The organism is Halomonas halmophila, assembly GCF_006540005.1.
Classification (GTDB): Bacteria; Pseudomonadota; Gammaproteobacteria; order Pseudomonadales; family Halomonadaceae; genus Halomonas; species Halomonas halmophila.
Window position 1 is genome coordinate 37028 of the sequence record NZ_BJOC01000019.1, and the last position, 13600, is coordinate 50627.

16 protein-coding genes are annotated in these 13600 nt (G+C 64.3%); 13 read left to right on the forward strand and 3 right to left on the reverse strand.

Features of this window, described 5'->3' with window-relative positions:
- Window positions 1–10: 10 nt before the first annotated feature.
- From ruvC to HHA01_RS07250, 10 genes are all read left to right on the forward strand, one after another.
- A complete protein-coding gene (gene ruvC / locus HHA01_RS07205; protein ID WP_141319204.1) occupies window positions 11–553 on the forward strand; it encodes a crossover junction endodeoxyribonuclease RuvC in 543 nt (180 codons plus the stop codon).
- 146 nt (window positions 554–699) lie between these two features.
- A complete protein-coding gene (ruvA, locus tag HHA01_RS07210; protein ID WP_141319207.1) occupies window positions 700–1311 on the forward strand; it encodes a Holliday junction branch migration protein RuvA in 612 nt (203 codons plus the stop codon).
- Window positions 1312–1373: 62 nt separating this feature from the next.
- On the forward strand, window positions 1374–2396 hold the full coding sequence (gene ruvB, locus HHA01_RS07215; RefSeq protein ID WP_141319209.1) for a Holliday junction branch migration DNA helicase RuvB: 1023 nt from the start codon (window positions 1374–1376) through the stop codon (window positions 2394–2396).
- A gap of 40 nt (window positions 2397–2436) precedes the next feature.
- Window positions 2437–3114, forward strand: a complete 678-nt coding sequence (tolQ, locus tag HHA01_RS07220) for a protein TolQ (protein ID WP_174787723.1) — start codon at window positions 2437–2439, stop codon at window positions 3112–3114.
- Between the two features lie 12 nt (window positions 3115–3126).
- On the forward strand, window positions 3127–3567 hold the full coding sequence (gene tolR, locus HHA01_RS07225) for a protein TolR (protein WP_141319213.1): 441 nt from the start codon (window positions 3127–3129) through the stop codon (window positions 3565–3567).
- 9 nt (window positions 3568–3576) lie between these two features.
- On the forward strand, window positions 3577–4680 hold the full coding sequence (gene tolA / locus HHA01_RS07230; protein WP_141319215.1) for a cell envelope integrity protein TolA: 1104 nt from the start codon (window positions 3577–3579) through the stop codon (window positions 4678–4680).
- Complete coding sequence (gene tolB, locus HHA01_RS07235; RefSeq protein WP_141319217.1) at window positions 4680–5969, forward strand: Tol-Pal system beta propeller repeat protein TolB; 1290 nt, start codon at window positions 4680–4682, stop codon at window positions 5967–5969. The genes tolA and tolB overlap by 1 nt, the downstream gene beginning before the upstream one ends.
- 28 nt (window positions 5970–5997) lie before the next feature.
- Entirely contained in the window at window positions 5998–6546 is a 549-nt protein-coding gene (gene pal, locus HHA01_RS07240) for a peptidoglycan-associated lipoprotein Pal (RefSeq protein ID WP_141319219.1), read from the forward strand.
- 120 nt (window positions 6547–6666) lie between these two features.
- Window positions 6667–7440, forward strand: coding sequence for a tol-pal system protein YbgF (ybgF, locus tag HHA01_RS07245; RefSeq protein WP_170214848.1), 774 nt, complete (start codon window positions 6667–6669; stop codon window positions 7438–7440).
- Window positions 7441–7461: 21 nt separating this feature from the next.
- Complete coding sequence (locus tag HHA01_RS07250) at window positions 7462–8229, forward strand: YciK family oxidoreductase (RefSeq protein ID WP_141319223.1); 768 nt, start codon at window positions 7462–7464, stop codon at window positions 8227–8229.
- Window positions 8230–8246: 17 nt separating this feature from the next.
- On the opposite strand, the gene HHA01_RS07255 is transcribed toward HHA01_RS07250, so the two are convergent.
- Both HHA01_RS07255 and ubiG read right to left on the reverse strand, forming a co-directional pair.
- On the reverse strand, window positions 8247–8924 hold the full coding sequence (locus HHA01_RS07255) for an HAD-IA family hydrolase (protein ID WP_141319225.1): 678 nt from the start codon (window positions 8922–8924) through the stop codon (window positions 8247–8249).
- Window positions 8921–9649: a bifunctional 2-polyprenyl-6-hydroxyphenol methylase/3-demethylubiquinol 3-O-methyltransferase UbiG gene (gene ubiG / locus HHA01_RS07260; RefSeq protein ID WP_141319227.1), complete on the reverse strand. Its 729-nt coding sequence runs from the start codon at window positions 9647–9649 to the stop codon at window positions 8921–8923. The genes HHA01_RS07255 and ubiG overlap by 4 nt, the downstream gene beginning before the upstream one ends.
- A gap of 140 nt (window positions 9650–9789) precedes the next feature.
- Between ubiG and galU the strand changes: the two genes are divergently transcribed.
- Both galU and HHA01_RS07270 read left to right on the forward strand, forming a co-directional pair.
- The gene (gene galU, locus HHA01_RS07265; protein WP_141319229.1) at window positions 9790–10683 is read left to right on the forward strand and encodes a UTP--glucose-1-phosphate uridylyltransferase GalU; all 894 of its coding nucleotides are present in this window, start codon (window positions 9790–9792) and stop codon (window positions 10681–10683) included.
- A gap of 3 nt (window positions 10684–10686) precedes the next feature.
- Window positions 10687–11979, forward strand: a complete 1293-nt coding sequence (locus HHA01_RS07270; RefSeq protein ID WP_141319231.1) for a nucleotide sugar dehydrogenase — start codon at window positions 10687–10689, stop codon at window positions 11977–11979.
- Here HHA01_RS07270 and HHA01_RS07275 read toward each other — a convergent pair whose 3' ends face one another.
- Window positions 11980–12558, reverse strand: a complete 579-nt coding sequence (locus HHA01_RS07275) for a Fe-Mn family superoxide dismutase (RefSeq protein WP_170214849.1) — start codon at window positions 12556–12558, stop codon at window positions 11980–11982.
- A 212-nt stretch (window positions 12559–12770) separates the two neighbouring features.
- On the opposite strand from HHA01_RS07275, the gene HHA01_RS07280 reads away from it, so the two are divergent.
- Window positions 12771–13580, forward strand: coding sequence for a hypothetical protein (locus HHA01_RS07280; RefSeq protein WP_141319235.1), 810 nt, complete (start codon window positions 12771–12773; stop codon window positions 13578–13580).
- The last annotated feature ends 20 nt before the right edge of the window (window positions 13581–13600 follow it).

Sequence of the window (13600 nt, forward strand, 5' to 3'; positions counted from 1 at the left end):
GCGTGCTCGCATGCTGATTTTGGGCATCGACCCTGGGTCGCGGATCACCGGCTATGGCGTGCTGGATGTCACCACGTCGCAACCGCTGTATGTCGCCAGCGGCTGCATCCGCACCCGCGGCGAGGACCTGGCACAGCGTCTGGCGCAGATCTACGCCGGCATCAGCGAACTGATCGGCATGCACGCCCCCGGGGAATTCGCCATCGAGCAGGTGTTTCTGTCGAAAAACGCCGACTCGGCCCTGAAACTGGGGCAGGCCAGGGGCACGGCGATTGTCTGTGCCGCCAACCATGGCTTGCCGGTCAGTGAATATGCGGCTCGCCAGATCAAGCAGGCAGTGACCGGCAAGGGCGGTGCCGACAAGGCGCAGGTCCAGCACATGGTCACCGCCGTGCTCGGGCTGGAGGGTGCCCCTCAAGCCGATGCCGCCGACGCTCTGGCCATTGCCCTGACGCACGCCCACGCCCGTCTGGGACTGATCCAGCAGGGGCGTTATGGCGGTGGTCGGGGACGTGGCAGGGGAAGTTCCTGGCGGGATTTTCGGCCCTCCTGATGTCGCCCTGCGGCGACGCGGCAACAGCTTGTCGAACACCGTTCAGAGAGGCTGGCAAGCTGTCCTGGCGACCAGTATAGTGGGCCGGCAAGGTGGCATGCTCCGCCATGCCCCGGGCTTTTGATGACCAAGGATGTTGATACACCATGATCGGACGCCTGAGAGGCACACTGCTGGAAAAACAGCCCCCCTGGCTGGTGGTCGACGTCGGCGGCGTCGGCTATGAACTGGAAGCCTCGATGACCACGCTGCTGGCATTGCCGGAGTCCGGGGAAGAGCTCGCGCTGTACACCCATCTCAGCGTACGCGATGACGCTCACCTGCTGTACGGCTTTGCCCGGGAACAGGAGCGTTCGCTGTTTCGGGCCCTGATCAAGGTCAATGGCATCGGGCCCAAGCTGGCATTGGCGATTCTCTCCGGCATGGATGAAGACGCCTTCATTCGTTGCGTGATGGATGACGACATCAAGTCGCTGACCCGCCTGCCGGGTGTCGGCCGCAAGACGGCCGAGCGGCTCGTCATCGAGATGCGTGACCGCTTTCCGCACTGGCAGGCTGACCCTCAGGGCGCCGTCGAAAGCGTCGGCGCCACGCCGAGTCAGCCTGCCGCCAAGGAGCCTCTGGCGGATGCCGAGGCCGCACTGATCAGCCTGGGGTACAAGTCGACGGAAGCCAGCCGCATGCTGTCGGGTCTCGAAGGCGAGGGCAGCACCGAGGCGATCATCAAGGCGGCGCTGGTGCGCCGCATGGCGGGTTGAAGCATGCCGCGCGGGGAGGCTGTAGCGACACGCCCATCGACGTTGCCTGAGGAAGAGGGCCCATGCTCGAAACCGACCGACTGATTGGCGCCGAGACCCGGGACGGCGAGGGGTCGCTGGATCATGCCATTCGGCCACGCCACCTGACGGACTACATCGGCCAGCCACGCGTTCGCGAACAACTCGATATCTTCATCAGTGCGGCGCGTGGGCGTGGCGAAAGCCTGGACCACACCCTGGTATTCGGGCCGCCGGGGCTCGGCAAGACCACCCTGGCCAACATCATTGCCACTGAAATGAACGTCGGGCTCAAGTCGACTTCCGGGCCGGTACTCGAAAAGGCCGGCGATCTGGCGGCCATGCTGACCAATCTGCAGCCCGGGGATGTGCTCTTCATCGACGAGATTCATCGCCTTTCCGCGGTGGTCGAGGAAGTCCTCTATCCCGCCATGGAGGATTTCCAGCTCGACATCGTGATCGGCGAGGGGCCAGCGGCGCGCTCCATCAAACTCGATCTGCCGCCCTTCACCCTGGTGGGCGCCACGACCCGCGCCGGGCTGCTGACCTCGCCCCTGCGCGATCGCTTCGGTATCGTCCAGCGACTGGAGTTCTATTCCGTCGAGGAACTGACACAGATCGTCACGCGCTCGGCCGGACTACTGGACGTGCAATGCGACGCCGAGGGCTCCATGGAAGTCGCGCGACGCTCGCGCGGCACGCCGCGCATCGCCAACCGGCTGTTGCGTCGCGTGCGCGATTTTGCCCAGGTACGCGGCAGCGGCCACATCGATGCCGAGGTGGCGGATCAGGCACTGAACATGCTGCATGTCGACCACCACGGGCTCGATCACATGGATCGTCGCCTCCTGCTGGCCATGCTCGACAAGTTCGATGGCGGGCCGGTCGGAGTGGATTCGCTGGCTGCCGCCATCGGCGAGGAACGCGACACCATAGAAGATGTCATTGAACCATACCTCATCCAGCAGGGGCTGATGATGCGCACCGCGCGAGGCCGGGTGGTAACCCGCCAGGCCTGGCACCACTTAGGCCGGGCCCCGGATGATCAGGCCCCGCGCAACGATTGACCGATCTGCCAAGACCGAGAGGATTGCCGTGAACGACGCCATGTCCATTCCCCACCTGATCATGAACGCCAGTGGCGTAGTACAGGCCGTCATGCTGCTATTGCTGATCGGCTCTCTGCTCTCCTGGGTGGTGATCTTTCAACGCACCTTCGTGATGCGGCGCGCCCGCAAGGCGCATCGTGAATTCGAGAACCGGTTCTGGTCCGGGGTCGACCTCAACGAGCTGTATCGCGAGACCCCGGCGGAGCAGGAAACCCAGGGAACCGAGCACCTGTTCCGCGCCGGTTTCCGTGAGTTCAATCGCCTGCTGCCCAAGACGCGCAGCCCCCAGGCCATCCTGGACGGCGTTCAGCGCAGCATGCGCGTGGCCTGGTCACGGGAAGAGGATCGCTTGAATCTGCACCTGGTGTTCCTCGCCACAGTGGCCTCGTCGAGCCCCTATATCGGCCTGTTCGGCACTGTCTGGGGTATCATGGGTTCCTTCCAGTCGCTCTCGATGGCCCAGCAAGCCACGCTGTCGACAGTCGCGCCCTGGATTGCCGAGGCCCTGATCGCCACGGCCATGGGCCTGTTCGCGGCCATTCCGGCGGTGATCTTCTACAACCGGCTGTCCGCGGAATCTTCCCGGCTGCTGGGCAAGTACGAGGATTTCGCCGAGGAATTCCATTCAATTCTGCACCGCAACCTCCAGGGTCGCGGCGAATCCGGCGAAGGCTGAGGGAGAGGCGTCATGCACGGACCCTTCAACCGTATGGGTCGGCGCAAGCCGATGAACGAGATCAATGTGGTCCCCTTCATTGACGTCATGCTGGTCCTGCTGGTGATCTTCATGATCACGGCGCCCATGTTGACCCAGGGCGTTCAGGTCGAACTCCCCCAGACCGCTTCCGAGCCCATCGAGGATACGCAGGACCAGGAGCCGATCATCGTCTCGGTGGACCGTGAGGGTGAATACTTCGTCAGCCTGGGTGGCGATGAAACCCAGGTATCTCTCGATGAGCTCAGTGAACGAGTGATGGTTCTGCTGGAGCGTGAGCCGGGTACACGGGTACTGGTTCGCGGTGACCGCAATGTGGCCTATGGCCAGGTGGTGACACTGATGAGCACACTGCAGAATGCCGGTGTCGCCAACGTGGGGCTGATTTCTGAGCCGCCGCCCGGGGAGTCCTGAGGAAGCATCATGGCCAGACAGCAACGACGCGTAGGCTATGGAATACCGGCGCTGCTCGCCATCGGGCTGCACCTGGGCCTGCTGGTGATCAGCGTGCTGCGCTTTCCCTCGGCGGAAAGCGAGCCGCCTACCCAGTCGATCGTCCAGGCGACCCTGGTCAGCACCCGGACGACGACCGATCAGGCACAGCAGGCCAGCCAGCCCGAGGCTTCCTCGCCGGCCGACCAGGCCGCGGAACAACCGGCCACGGCCGAGGCCGACGACGCCGAAGCACAGCGCCAGGAGGCAGCGGAAGCCGACCGTCAGGCCGAAGCCCAAGCAGAGGCTGAAGCCGCAAGGGAGCGCGCCGCCGCACTGGAAGCCGCGCGCGCCGCTGCGGAAGAGGCACAACGGCGCAAGGCGGAGGCCGAGGCCGCAGCCGAACGCCGCCAGGAGGCCGAACGCCAGCGCCAGGCCGAGGCAGAGGCCCGCCGCCAACGCGAGGCAGAAGAGGCAGCGCGTCGTCAACGCGAGGCCGAGCGCCAGGCCGAGGCAGAGGCCCGCCGCCAGCGCGAGGCGGAAGAGGAAGCGCGTCGTCAACGCGAGGCCGAGCGCCAGGCCGAGGAAGAGGCCCGCCGCCAGCGCGAGGCGGAAGAGGCAGCGCGTCGTCAACGCGAGGCCGAGCGCCAGGCTGAGGAAGAGGCCCGACGCCAGCGCGAGGCCGAGGAGAAGCGGCGCCAGCAAGCCGCCGCACAGCGGGCGGCCGAAGCCGCCCAGAGCAGCCTGGAGCGCGCTATAGCAGGCGAGGCGCAAGCCGCCGCCAATGCCGAGCAGGCTCGCGAGGCCGCCAATGGCTTTATCAACCTGGTTCGCCGCTCGGTCGAACAAGCCTGGGTGATTCCTCCCAATGTGAGCGACAATACCGGTGCACTGGTGGCGATTCGCCTGGGCCCCTCCGGCGCAGTCTTTTCCGCCAGCATCGCCCGCAGCAGTGGCAACTCTGCCTTCGACCGTGCCGCCGTACAGGCGGTGGAGTCAGCCGCACCCTTCACTGAACTGCGTGAATTGCCGGCAGGGATTCAGCAGGAATATCGTGAGTTCAATCTCAACTTCCGTCCGGGGGACATCCGCTGATGAGAGTCTTGTTAACGAGCTGCCTGGCTGCGCTGGTGCTGCTCTGTGCACCACTGGCCCAGGCCGAATTGACCATCGATATCACGCGTGGCAACGAAGAGGCCACGCCCATCGCCGTGGTGCCCTTCGCTGAAGACGGGGCCGAGCTGCCGCAGGACATCGCCCAGATCGTCGCCGATGATCTGCGTCGCAGCGGTTATTTCGCGCCGTTGGAGCGCCAGAACATGTTCGCCCAGCCTTCCAGCAGTGATGAGGTGACCTATGGTGACTGGCAGGCACTGGATACCCGCTACCTGGTCGTGGGCCGGGTGTCCCAAGAGGGCGGCAACATCAGCATTCGTTATGAACTCATGGATGTCTCGGGCGAATCACGAATGTTGGGCGAGACGGTGACCACCAAGCTGAACCAGCTTCGTGCTGCGGCACATTATATCAGTGACCAGGTCTTCGAGGCGATTACCGACATTCGTGGCGCCTTCTCGACGCGCATCGCCTATGTCACTTCGGAGGGGGTCGGCGACAACATCCAGTACCGCCTGATGGTGGCCGATGCCGATGGTCACAACAGCCATCAGGCCCTGACGTCGAATGAACCCATCATGTCGCCTGCCTGGTCGCCGGATGGCAACAAGCTTGCCTATGTCTCCTTCGAGGGCGGCCGTCCCGGTATCTATGTACAGGAAGTCAGCAGTGGCCGACGCGTCAAGCTGACCTCTTTCGAGGGCCTGAACAGTGCCCCCGCCTGGTCGCCGGATGGCCGTCGGCTGGCCATGACCTTGTCACGGGATGGGCAGCCCGAGATTTACACCATGGATATCGCCACCCGTGATCTGACGCGCATCACTAGTGCGCCGAGCATCGAGACAGAGCCTGCCTGGGCACCGGATGGTCAGAGCCTGATTTATACCTCGGATCGCAGCGGGGGCCCGCAGATTTATCGCCAGAACCTCAATGGCGGATCCCCCGAACGACTGACCTATACCGGCAACTACAACGCACGCGCACAGTTTGCGCCGGATGGTGAGTCCCTGTTCCTGATCCACAAGGGCAATAATGGCTATCAGGTGGCGCGACAGGATCTCGATAGTGGTCGCCTTGTCGAGCTCAGCGATGCCCGACAGGCCGAATCACCGAGTGTTGCTCCGAATGGCACCATGGTAATCTTCGCCACCCAGCAGGGAAGTCGTGGTGTGCTGGGGGCTGTATCCGCGGACGGACGCGCTTCGTTCCGACTGCCCGCGGCCCAGGGTGATGTACGCGAACCCGCGTGGTCCCCGTTTCTGAACTGATCGAACCAGTAGCGCAAGGAGTCCTACGATGCAACTCAAGCCCTATGCCCGGTCTCTGGCCGTTGCCTTTTCTCTGGCCTTCGTGGCCGGTTGTTCCAGCACAGGTGGTACCCAGGAAGGTTCAATGTCCGGGAGTGGCTCAGGCAGTGGTACCGGTGGTACCAGCGGGGTCGGCACCGGCCAGGTGAGTGGTACCGGCAATGGCAGCGGCCTCAATGGTGGTGCCGGTCAGATGGCTGGCTCGCGCATTCCCGAGACACGCACCATCTATTTCGCCTACGACAGCGATTCCATTCGACCTGAATTCCAGTCGGTGCTCAACGCCCATGCCAGCTTTCTGCGCAACAACAGCAGTGCCAGTGTCGTGCTCCAGGGACACACGGACGAGCGCGGTACCCGTGAATACAACCTGGCGCTGGGCGAGCGTCGTGCCGGGGCCGTCGAAGAGTTCCTGAGCGTGCAGGGGGTTTCTCCATCGCAGGTGGAAGTGGTCAGCTACGGTGAAGAACGGCCCGCCGCTCGGGGTAGCAACGAAAGAGCCTATGCCCAGAATCGTCGCGTGGTTTTTGCCTACTGATCAGCCCGGGCGAGCCGTCTCCCGGCCAGAACAGCTTCACCACGGCCTGAAACCTCGCGCCGTGGTGATGGCGGTTCGGGAACGACACCGGCCACGCAAACACGCAAAGAGGGATACGTGATGAAGGGCATCCAACGACTCTGCGCCATCGGTCTATTCAGCATGCCGATGGGCATCATCCCGGCCGCCGTTGCCCAGCAACCTTCGGTCACCGATCTGTCCGGCGGTGGCGGCAGCACTTTTTACGATCAAACAGCCACCCGCGCGCAAGCCGGTGGTGATCTGTTGCTGTTCAACCGCCTGCAGCAGAACCAGGAAGAGTTGCGGCGACTCAGGGGCCAGGTCGAGGAACTGCGTCACCAGCTGGAGCGACTGCGCCAACAGACGCGCCAGCAGTACATGGACATCGACTCCAGGCTGAGCTCGCTGTCCTCCGTCGGTCCGGAAAGCAGTGCCCCGTCGTCTTCGGCCTCGTCCGACACGGCATCATCCGAGAGTGACGCGGCAACGGACAGCAGCGCCGGACGTGAAGCCTACCAGGCCGCCTTCGCCAAGGTGCAGAACCGCGATTTCGGTGCCGCCAAACAAGCCTTCGAGGCCTTCATCGCGGATTACCCGCAGAGCGAGCTTGCCGCCAATGCCCACTACTGGCTGGGCGAACTGCATTCTGCCGAATCCGACCTCGAAGCCGCCGCCGGAGCCTTCAGGAAGGTGATCGATGCCTTCCCCGACAGCAACAAGGTGCCGGACGCCCTCTACAAGCTGGGGCTGCTCAAGGCACGCCAGGGGGACGTCGATGCCAGTAACGAGCTGCTTGATCAGGTCCAGTCACAATACCCGGACAGCAATGCCGCCAGCCTTGCCGAAGACTTCCAGCAGCAGTCGGGCAGTTGATATTCGATCGGGAGAGACACCATGGTTGCCTGCAAGATCGACTATGCGCCACCCCCGGACCTCCTGGCCGGCCGCGTCATCCTGGTAACCGGGGCCGGAGACGGTATCGGGCGCAGTGCCGCCCTGAGCTATGCGCGACACGGTGCCACCGTGATTCTGCTGGGGCGTACCACCGCTAAGCTCGAATCCGTCTACGACGAGATCGAAGCGGCGGGCGGTGCCCAGCCGGCGATCTTTCCGCTCAACCTGGAAGGCGCGACGCTCAAGGACTATCAGGACATGGCGGTTACCCTGAACAATGCCTTCGGGCGTCTCGATGGCATACTGCACAATGCCGGTCTGCTGGGGCGCATCACGCCCTTCGAGCAATATGACCCGGCACTCTGGGAGCAGGTCATGCAGGTCAACGTCAACGGTCCGCTGTGGATGACCCAGGCGTTGCTGCCCTTGCTGCGCGCCTCGCCGGACGCCTCGGTGATCTTTACCTCCTCGAGTGTCGGCCGCAAGGGACGCGCCTACTGGGGGGCCTACTCGGTGTCCAAGTTCGCCACCGAAGGCTTCGTCCAGTTGCTGGCCGACGAGGTGGAGCATGAAGGCGGACTGCGTATCAACAGTCTCAACCCGGGGGCCACCCGCACCGCCATGCGCAAGTCGGCCTATCCCGGTGAGGATCCCATGACCCTGCGCACGCCGGAAGCCATCATGCCCACCTATCTGTGGCTGATGGGGCCGGACAGTCATGGCCATAACGGCGAGGCCTTCGACGCACAACCACCACGCCGGACCTGAGGGCCCGGCTGCTTCGTTCAGGACGACAACTCGTCCACCGTCAGTTCCCGCACCAGGTCAGCGGCGCTATCCAGGCACAGGTCCGCCGCCCACCGTCGGTGGTCATCAGCACTGTCCATGTAGCCATAGCCGACGGCCACGGCCAGCATTCCCGCGGCATGAGCGGCCTGAACATCCCTTTGGTGATCACCGATGTACCAGCAGTCCCCGGGAGCCACGGCCAGCCGGCGCGCGGCTTCCTGCAGAGGCGCCGGGTCAGGCTTCCTGACCGGCAGATCATCCGCGCACAACAGCACATCCGGCTCGAGCCCCAGGGCCAGGACCAGTGGCTCGGCATAGGCGCGCGGCTTGTTGGTGACAATCCCCCAGGGACGTCCGGCACTCACCCAGCGTTCCAGCAGTTCGCGCAGTGGCGGAAAGACCTCGCTCTCGACCGCGACGCCCTCGCTGTAGCGATCGAGCAGATACTGTCGCGCCTGATCATGCTCGGCATGCTCGCGCTCCAGGCCGAGCGCCAGTTGCACCAGGGCACTACCACCATTGGAGACCTGGGCCCGGATTGTCGGGTAGGGCAGGGCCTCCAAGCCGTGATGCGCTCTCAGGGCATTGGTGGCGCGCGCCAGGTCCGGGGCCGTGTCGACCAGGGTGCCATCCAGGTCGAACAGCAGTGCCTGCGGACAGGGCCAGCCGCTCATGAGGATGCCTCACGCCGACAGTGCATCAGGTAATTGACAGAGACATCACGCGGCGCCAGGCGATAGCGACGCCACACCGGCTGATAGACGAGACCGCTCTGTTCGCACACCTCCAGCCCCGCCTCGCGGGACCAGGCAGCCAGCTCGGAAGGGCGGATGAAGCGGGCATAATCATGGGTACCCCGCGGCAGCATGCCCAGCACGTACTCGGCGCCGATGATGGCCAGGGCATAGGCCTTGGGGTGGCGATTGATGGTCGAGAAGAAGACCTGCCCGCCCGGCTTGACCAGGCGGGCACATGCCCGCACCACCGAGGCCGGATCGGGTACGTGTTCGAGCATTTCCAGGCAGGTCACCACGTCGAAGGAGGCCGGTTGCTGCTCCGCCAACTGCTCGACACTGAGGCACCGGTAATCGATCTCGACGCCCGATTGCTGTGCATGCTGCCGGGCCACGCCCAGCGGTGCCTCGCCGAGGTCGATGCCGGTGACATGGCCTCCGCGATGGGCCATGGCTTCGGCGAGAATACCGCCACCGCAACCCACATCGAGAATGTCGCGACCCGCGAGGCCGGCCCGGGTATCGATGAAGTCGAGGCGCAGCGGGTTGATGTCATGCAGTGGCTTGAACTCACCGCCGGTATCCCACCAGCGGTCGGCCAGGGTTTCGAACTTGGCGATTTCGGACGCATCGACATTGTCGCTGCGGGAGTGACGTGCCGTCATGGCTCTCTCCATCAGAGGTGGCGAATTCGCCCCGGTGGCGAACTCGGGCGCATTCGGTATCATGGGGCCATGATACCCGTTCCGGGGAACCCATTCACAATGGCGCTTCACATTCATTCGATCTCGACAGGGACTCCTTCATGATTCGCAAGGCTGTATTGCCCGTCGCCGGTTTCGGCACCCGTTGTCTGCCTGCCTCCAAGGCGATCCCCAAGGAAATGATCACCATCGTCGACCGACCGGTGATTCAGTATGTCGTGCAGGAGGCCGTCGAAGCCGGTATCCGCGATATCGTGCTGGTCACCCATGGCAGCAAGGGCGCCATCGAGAACCACTTCGATAAGCACTTCGAGCTGGAAGCAGGGCTCGAGGCCAAGGGCAAGTGGGAGCTGCTGGAAGAGTTGCGCGCCATCGTGCCGCCGGACGTCAACATCATCAGCATACGCCAGTCGGAGCCGCTGGGGCTCGGACACGCCGTGCTGTGCGCTCGGCCGATTATTGGTGACAACGAGCCTTTTGCCGTCCTGCTGCCGGATGTCCTCGTGGACGGCAGCGATCTGGAGGGTGCCAACGACCTCGCCGGCATGCTCGCCTCCTACGAGACGCGTCAGCGTAGCCAGTTGATGGTCGAGTCAGTGCCTCATGACATGGTGCACAAGTACGGTATCGTCGCTCCCGAAGGGGCGCCCCCGGCAGCAGGTGAGGCCGGTGCGCTAAGCGGAGTCGTCGAGAAGCCCGCCCAGGAAGAAGCACCGTCGGACCTGGCCGTGATCGGACGCTATGTGCTGCCCGGGCGCATCTTTCCGTTGCTCGCCGAAACCCCGCCGGGCGCCGGCGACGAAATCCAGCTGACCGATGCCATAGAACGCCTGCGCGATGCAGAAGGGGTCGATGCCTGGCGGATGCGTGGCCGAACCTATGATTGCGGACACCAGCTCGGCTACCTGGAAGCCATCCTCGCCTATGGTCGCCGACACGCTCGCTACGGCGAAGGCTTCCGCGAGCTCATCGGTCGTTACGCCGGCGAGGAGTAAGTCATGCGTGTCGTTATCATCGGCAGCGAACTGGCGGCCGCGACTGCCGCGGCAGCACTCGCCTGGGTGGGGCATGAGGTCACCTGGCGTCCTCATGCCTCCCTGGACTGGGCCCGTCTTGCGACCAGCGCCTGGCTGACCAGCGAGCCACAACTCGAGGCGCACCTCCAGGAGGGCCGTGACCAGGGCAGGCTGACGGTTCTTGATGCCGATCAGACGCCCGATCAGGCGGCCGCCTTCGATGTGGTCTGGCTGTCCCTGTCCCCGGAACAGCGGGCCGAAGCGGGTGAACTGATCGCCGAGCACAGCCGCTGGCTGTCGGACACGGCCGTGCTGGTCAACAACTCGACCTTTCCGGTAGGCGAGACCGAGGCCCTGGCGTCACAGCTGGGCGCGGGTCGCAGTGCCGTGACGCTTGTCGACCTGCTGGAGGAGGGGCGCGCCTGGGACACATTTACGCGCCCCTCGCGCTGGCTGCTGGGCTGCGACGATGATTACGCCGAGCAACGGGTCCGTGAACTGCTGCGTGCCTTCAATCGACGGCGCGAGGTCTTTCAGCGCATGCCCCGGCGTGCCGCCGAACTCAGTAAGCTGGCCATCAACGGCATGCTGGCGACGCGCATCAGCTACATGAACGAGATCGCCGGGCTGGCCGATACCCTGGGGGTGGATGTCGAGTATGTGCGTCAGGGCATGGGCGCCGATACGCGTATCGGCTATGAATATCTGTATCCCGGGTGCGGCTTCGGTGGCCCCAGCTTTTCCCGGGACCTCATGCGGCTGGCGGATGTGCAGTCGGCCAGTGGCCGACACTCGGCCCTGCTCGATCAGGTCCTGGACATCAACGAGCACAAGAAGGAAACGTTGTTCCGCAAGCTCTGGGCACATTATCACGGCTGCCTGGAAGGCCGTACGGTGGCGATCTGGGGGGCAGCCTTCAAGCCGGGTACGGCGCGCATTGATCATGCCCCGGTGTTGACCCTGCTGCGGGCACTCTGGGCCCAGGGTGTGCATGTCAGGCTGCATGACCCGGCCGCCGTATCGGCGCTGCAGGAGCGACTGGGGGCCCATCCGTTATTGCGCTGTTTCGACGCCGATCCATTCGAGGCCACCGAGGGCGCCGATGCCCTGATGCTGGTCACCGAATGGAAGGCCTACTGGAACCCGGACTGGCAACGCCTGGCCTCACAGCTCGACGGCCGCCTGCTGCTGGACGGGCGCAATATCTATGACCCCGACTATGTGGCGGCCATGGGGCTGCATTATCGCGGGATCGGTCGGCGTGCCGACCCCTGATCAGCCGCCGGCATCGGCATGCTGGCGGGCAACGAAATCCCAGTTGATCACCTTCCACACCGCTTTCAGATAGGCCCGGTGGTCAGGCGTCTGTCGAGAATGAGCACCGGGCCCCGAGGCCTCGATCGCCAGCAGCGGGAAATGGTCACTGGCCAGGGGACATGGGCTATCGATAACGGTCAATTCACCGTTGACGTCCTGAACCAGCCAGCTCCAGGCGGATGTCCGGTTATCGCGTGCAGCGGCCTTCATGGCGCGCTCGAACTGCGCGAATGAGCCGAAACCTGCCTCGATGGCCCTGGCCATGGCGCCCGCGGGCTTGCCGCCGCGAGGAGCCAGACAATGCCAGTAGAAGGTCAGGCTCCATGCCTCGGCTGCCAGCGAGAAGGTCTCGCCGGATGTGCGCTGAAGCAAGTCCTCGAGAGACGCATCCGCCAATGGCGAGTCGGCCACCAGGGTGTTGAGACGCTCCAGGCAGTGCCGGTGGCGGCCGTCGTAGCGCTCACTGATCCAGTCGACCGACAGCTGGGGCTCCAGGGCATGTTTCTCGTAGGGCAGGGCAGGCGGTAGAAAGGCCATGGAAGACTCCCCTGAGTCGCTGGGTGGCAGTTTGGGTCGGACGATATCGCCAGAGGATGGCATTGTATCGGCCTTGCCCGTTCGCTACGACGGTAAAAAACTTTACACTATTCAACATGCTGTGACTGTTCGGTGGCGGCATCCTATCAAGCTGGCCCCTGATGCCTGGCTGTCGGCCCCCGAAACCCGTTTCATCGCCCAAGGAGATCATCATGGCAGAGCGCCCGGAAGACAGCCGGTACCAACGACCGATCGTACCGGACCCGGATGCCAGCCTGGCGGGCCACCGTCCCGCCAGCGCCCCCAGGGTGCGTCTCTGGCCGCTGTGGTGCCTGACGCTGTTGCTGTTGATCATGCTGACGGGGCTGGCCGTTGCGGGCTGGTGGTATCATCAGGATGTCCAGCAACGCCTGACACAATTGCAGGGCGAGCTTTCCAATGTGCATGCCCGCTTCGATGCCGAGCAGGGGCGTGGCGAGGCCCTGGACTCCCTGCAACAACGGGTCGCGGACGTCGAGGACGACCAGGCCGCGGTGGGCCAGCGTATCGAACAGCGCCTCTCCGAATGGGCAGAGCAACGCCTCGTGCCCGTGGCAGAAGGCCTCGACGAGGCCTCCCGCAATCTGGCCCGTCTCGAAAAGGAGGCCGAGGTGCGCGACAAGACGTTGTCGGCCGTTCGCAGTTCGCTGGATGCGCTGGAGCAGGCCGGTGAAGAGAGCCGCGCCGCCCTCGAGGAGCGTCTCGTGAGTCTCGAGAACACCCTGGAAGCGAACGAGTCTCGGCTGTCGGAGTCCAAAGCGCGCGTCCAATCTCGCCTTGCGTCGATCAGCGATGACCTGGAAGCCACTCAGGAGCGTCTGTCGGGCATGCAGGACGACATTGCAGCCCATGACAGTTCGCGAGAAGATACCAAGTCTCAGGTCGAAGACTTGTCTTCGCGCCTGAATGAAATGCAGACGGAGCTGCGAGACCTGCGTCAGGCGCAACTGGCGTTGAGCGCTCAGCTGGAATCCTTGCGCTAGTCGCGAGACGTCGGTCAGGA

Excerpts from the sequence above, each read along its gene's own strand:
- HHA01_RS07250 (WP_141319223.1), top strand. The coding sequence starts at position 7,462 with ATGGTTGCCTGCAAGATCGACTATGCGCCACCCCCGGACCTCCTGGCC.
- ruvB (WP_141319209.1), top strand. The coding sequence starts at position 1,374 with ATGCTCGAAACCGACCGACTGATTGGCGCCGAGACCCGGGACGGCGAG.
- tolA (WP_141319215.1), top strand. The coding sequence starts at position 3,577 with ATGGCCAGACAGCAACGACGCGTAGGCTATGGAATACCGGCGCTGCTC.
- ruvA (WP_141319207.1), top strand. The coding sequence starts at position 700 with ATGATCGGACGCCTGAGAGGCACACTGCTGGAAAAACAGCCCCCCTGG.
- ubiG (WP_141319227.1), bottom strand. The coding sequence starts at position 9,649 with ATGACGGCACGTCACTCCCGCAGCGACAATGTCGATGCGTCCGAAATC.
- HHA01_RS07280 (WP_141319235.1), top strand. The coding sequence starts at position 12,771 with ATGGCAGAGCGCCCGGAAGACAGCCGGTACCAACGACCGATCGTACCG.
- tolR (WP_141319213.1), top strand. The coding sequence starts at position 3,127 with ATGCACGGACCCTTCAACCGTATGGGTCGGCGCAAGCCGATGAACGAG.
- galU (WP_141319229.1), top strand. The coding sequence starts at position 9,790 with ATGATTCGCAAGGCTGTATTGCCCGTCGCCGGTTTCGGCACCCGTTGT.
- tolQ (WP_174787723.1), top strand. The coding sequence starts at position 2,437 with ATGTCCATTCCCCACCTGATCATGAACGCCAGTGGCGTAGTACAGGCC.
- HHA01_RS07275 (WP_170214849.1), bottom strand. The coding sequence starts at position 12,558 with ATGGCCTTTCTACCGCCTGCCCTGCCCTACGAGAAACATGCCCTGGAG.
- HHA01_RS07255 (WP_141319225.1), bottom strand. The coding sequence starts at position 8,924 with ATGAGCGGCTGGCCCTGTCCGCAGGCACTGCTGTTCGACCTGGATGGC.
- HHA01_RS07270 (WP_141319231.1), top strand. The coding sequence starts at position 10,687 with ATGCGTGTCGTTATCATCGGCAGCGAACTGGCGGCCGCGACTGCCGCG.
- pal (WP_141319219.1), top strand. The coding sequence starts at position 5,998 with ATGCAACTCAAGCCCTATGCCCGGTCTCTGGCCGTTGCCTTTTCTCTG.
- ruvC (WP_141319204.1), top strand. The coding sequence starts at position 11 with ATGCTGATTTTGGGCATCGACCCTGGGTCGCGGATCACCGGCTATGGC.
- tolB (WP_141319217.1), top strand. The coding sequence starts at position 4,680 with ATGAGAGTCTTGTTAACGAGCTGCCTGGCTGCGCTGGTGCTGCTCTGT.
- ybgF (WP_170214848.1), top strand. The coding sequence starts at position 6,667 with ATGAAGGGCATCCAACGACTCTGCGCCATCGGTCTATTCAGCATGCCG.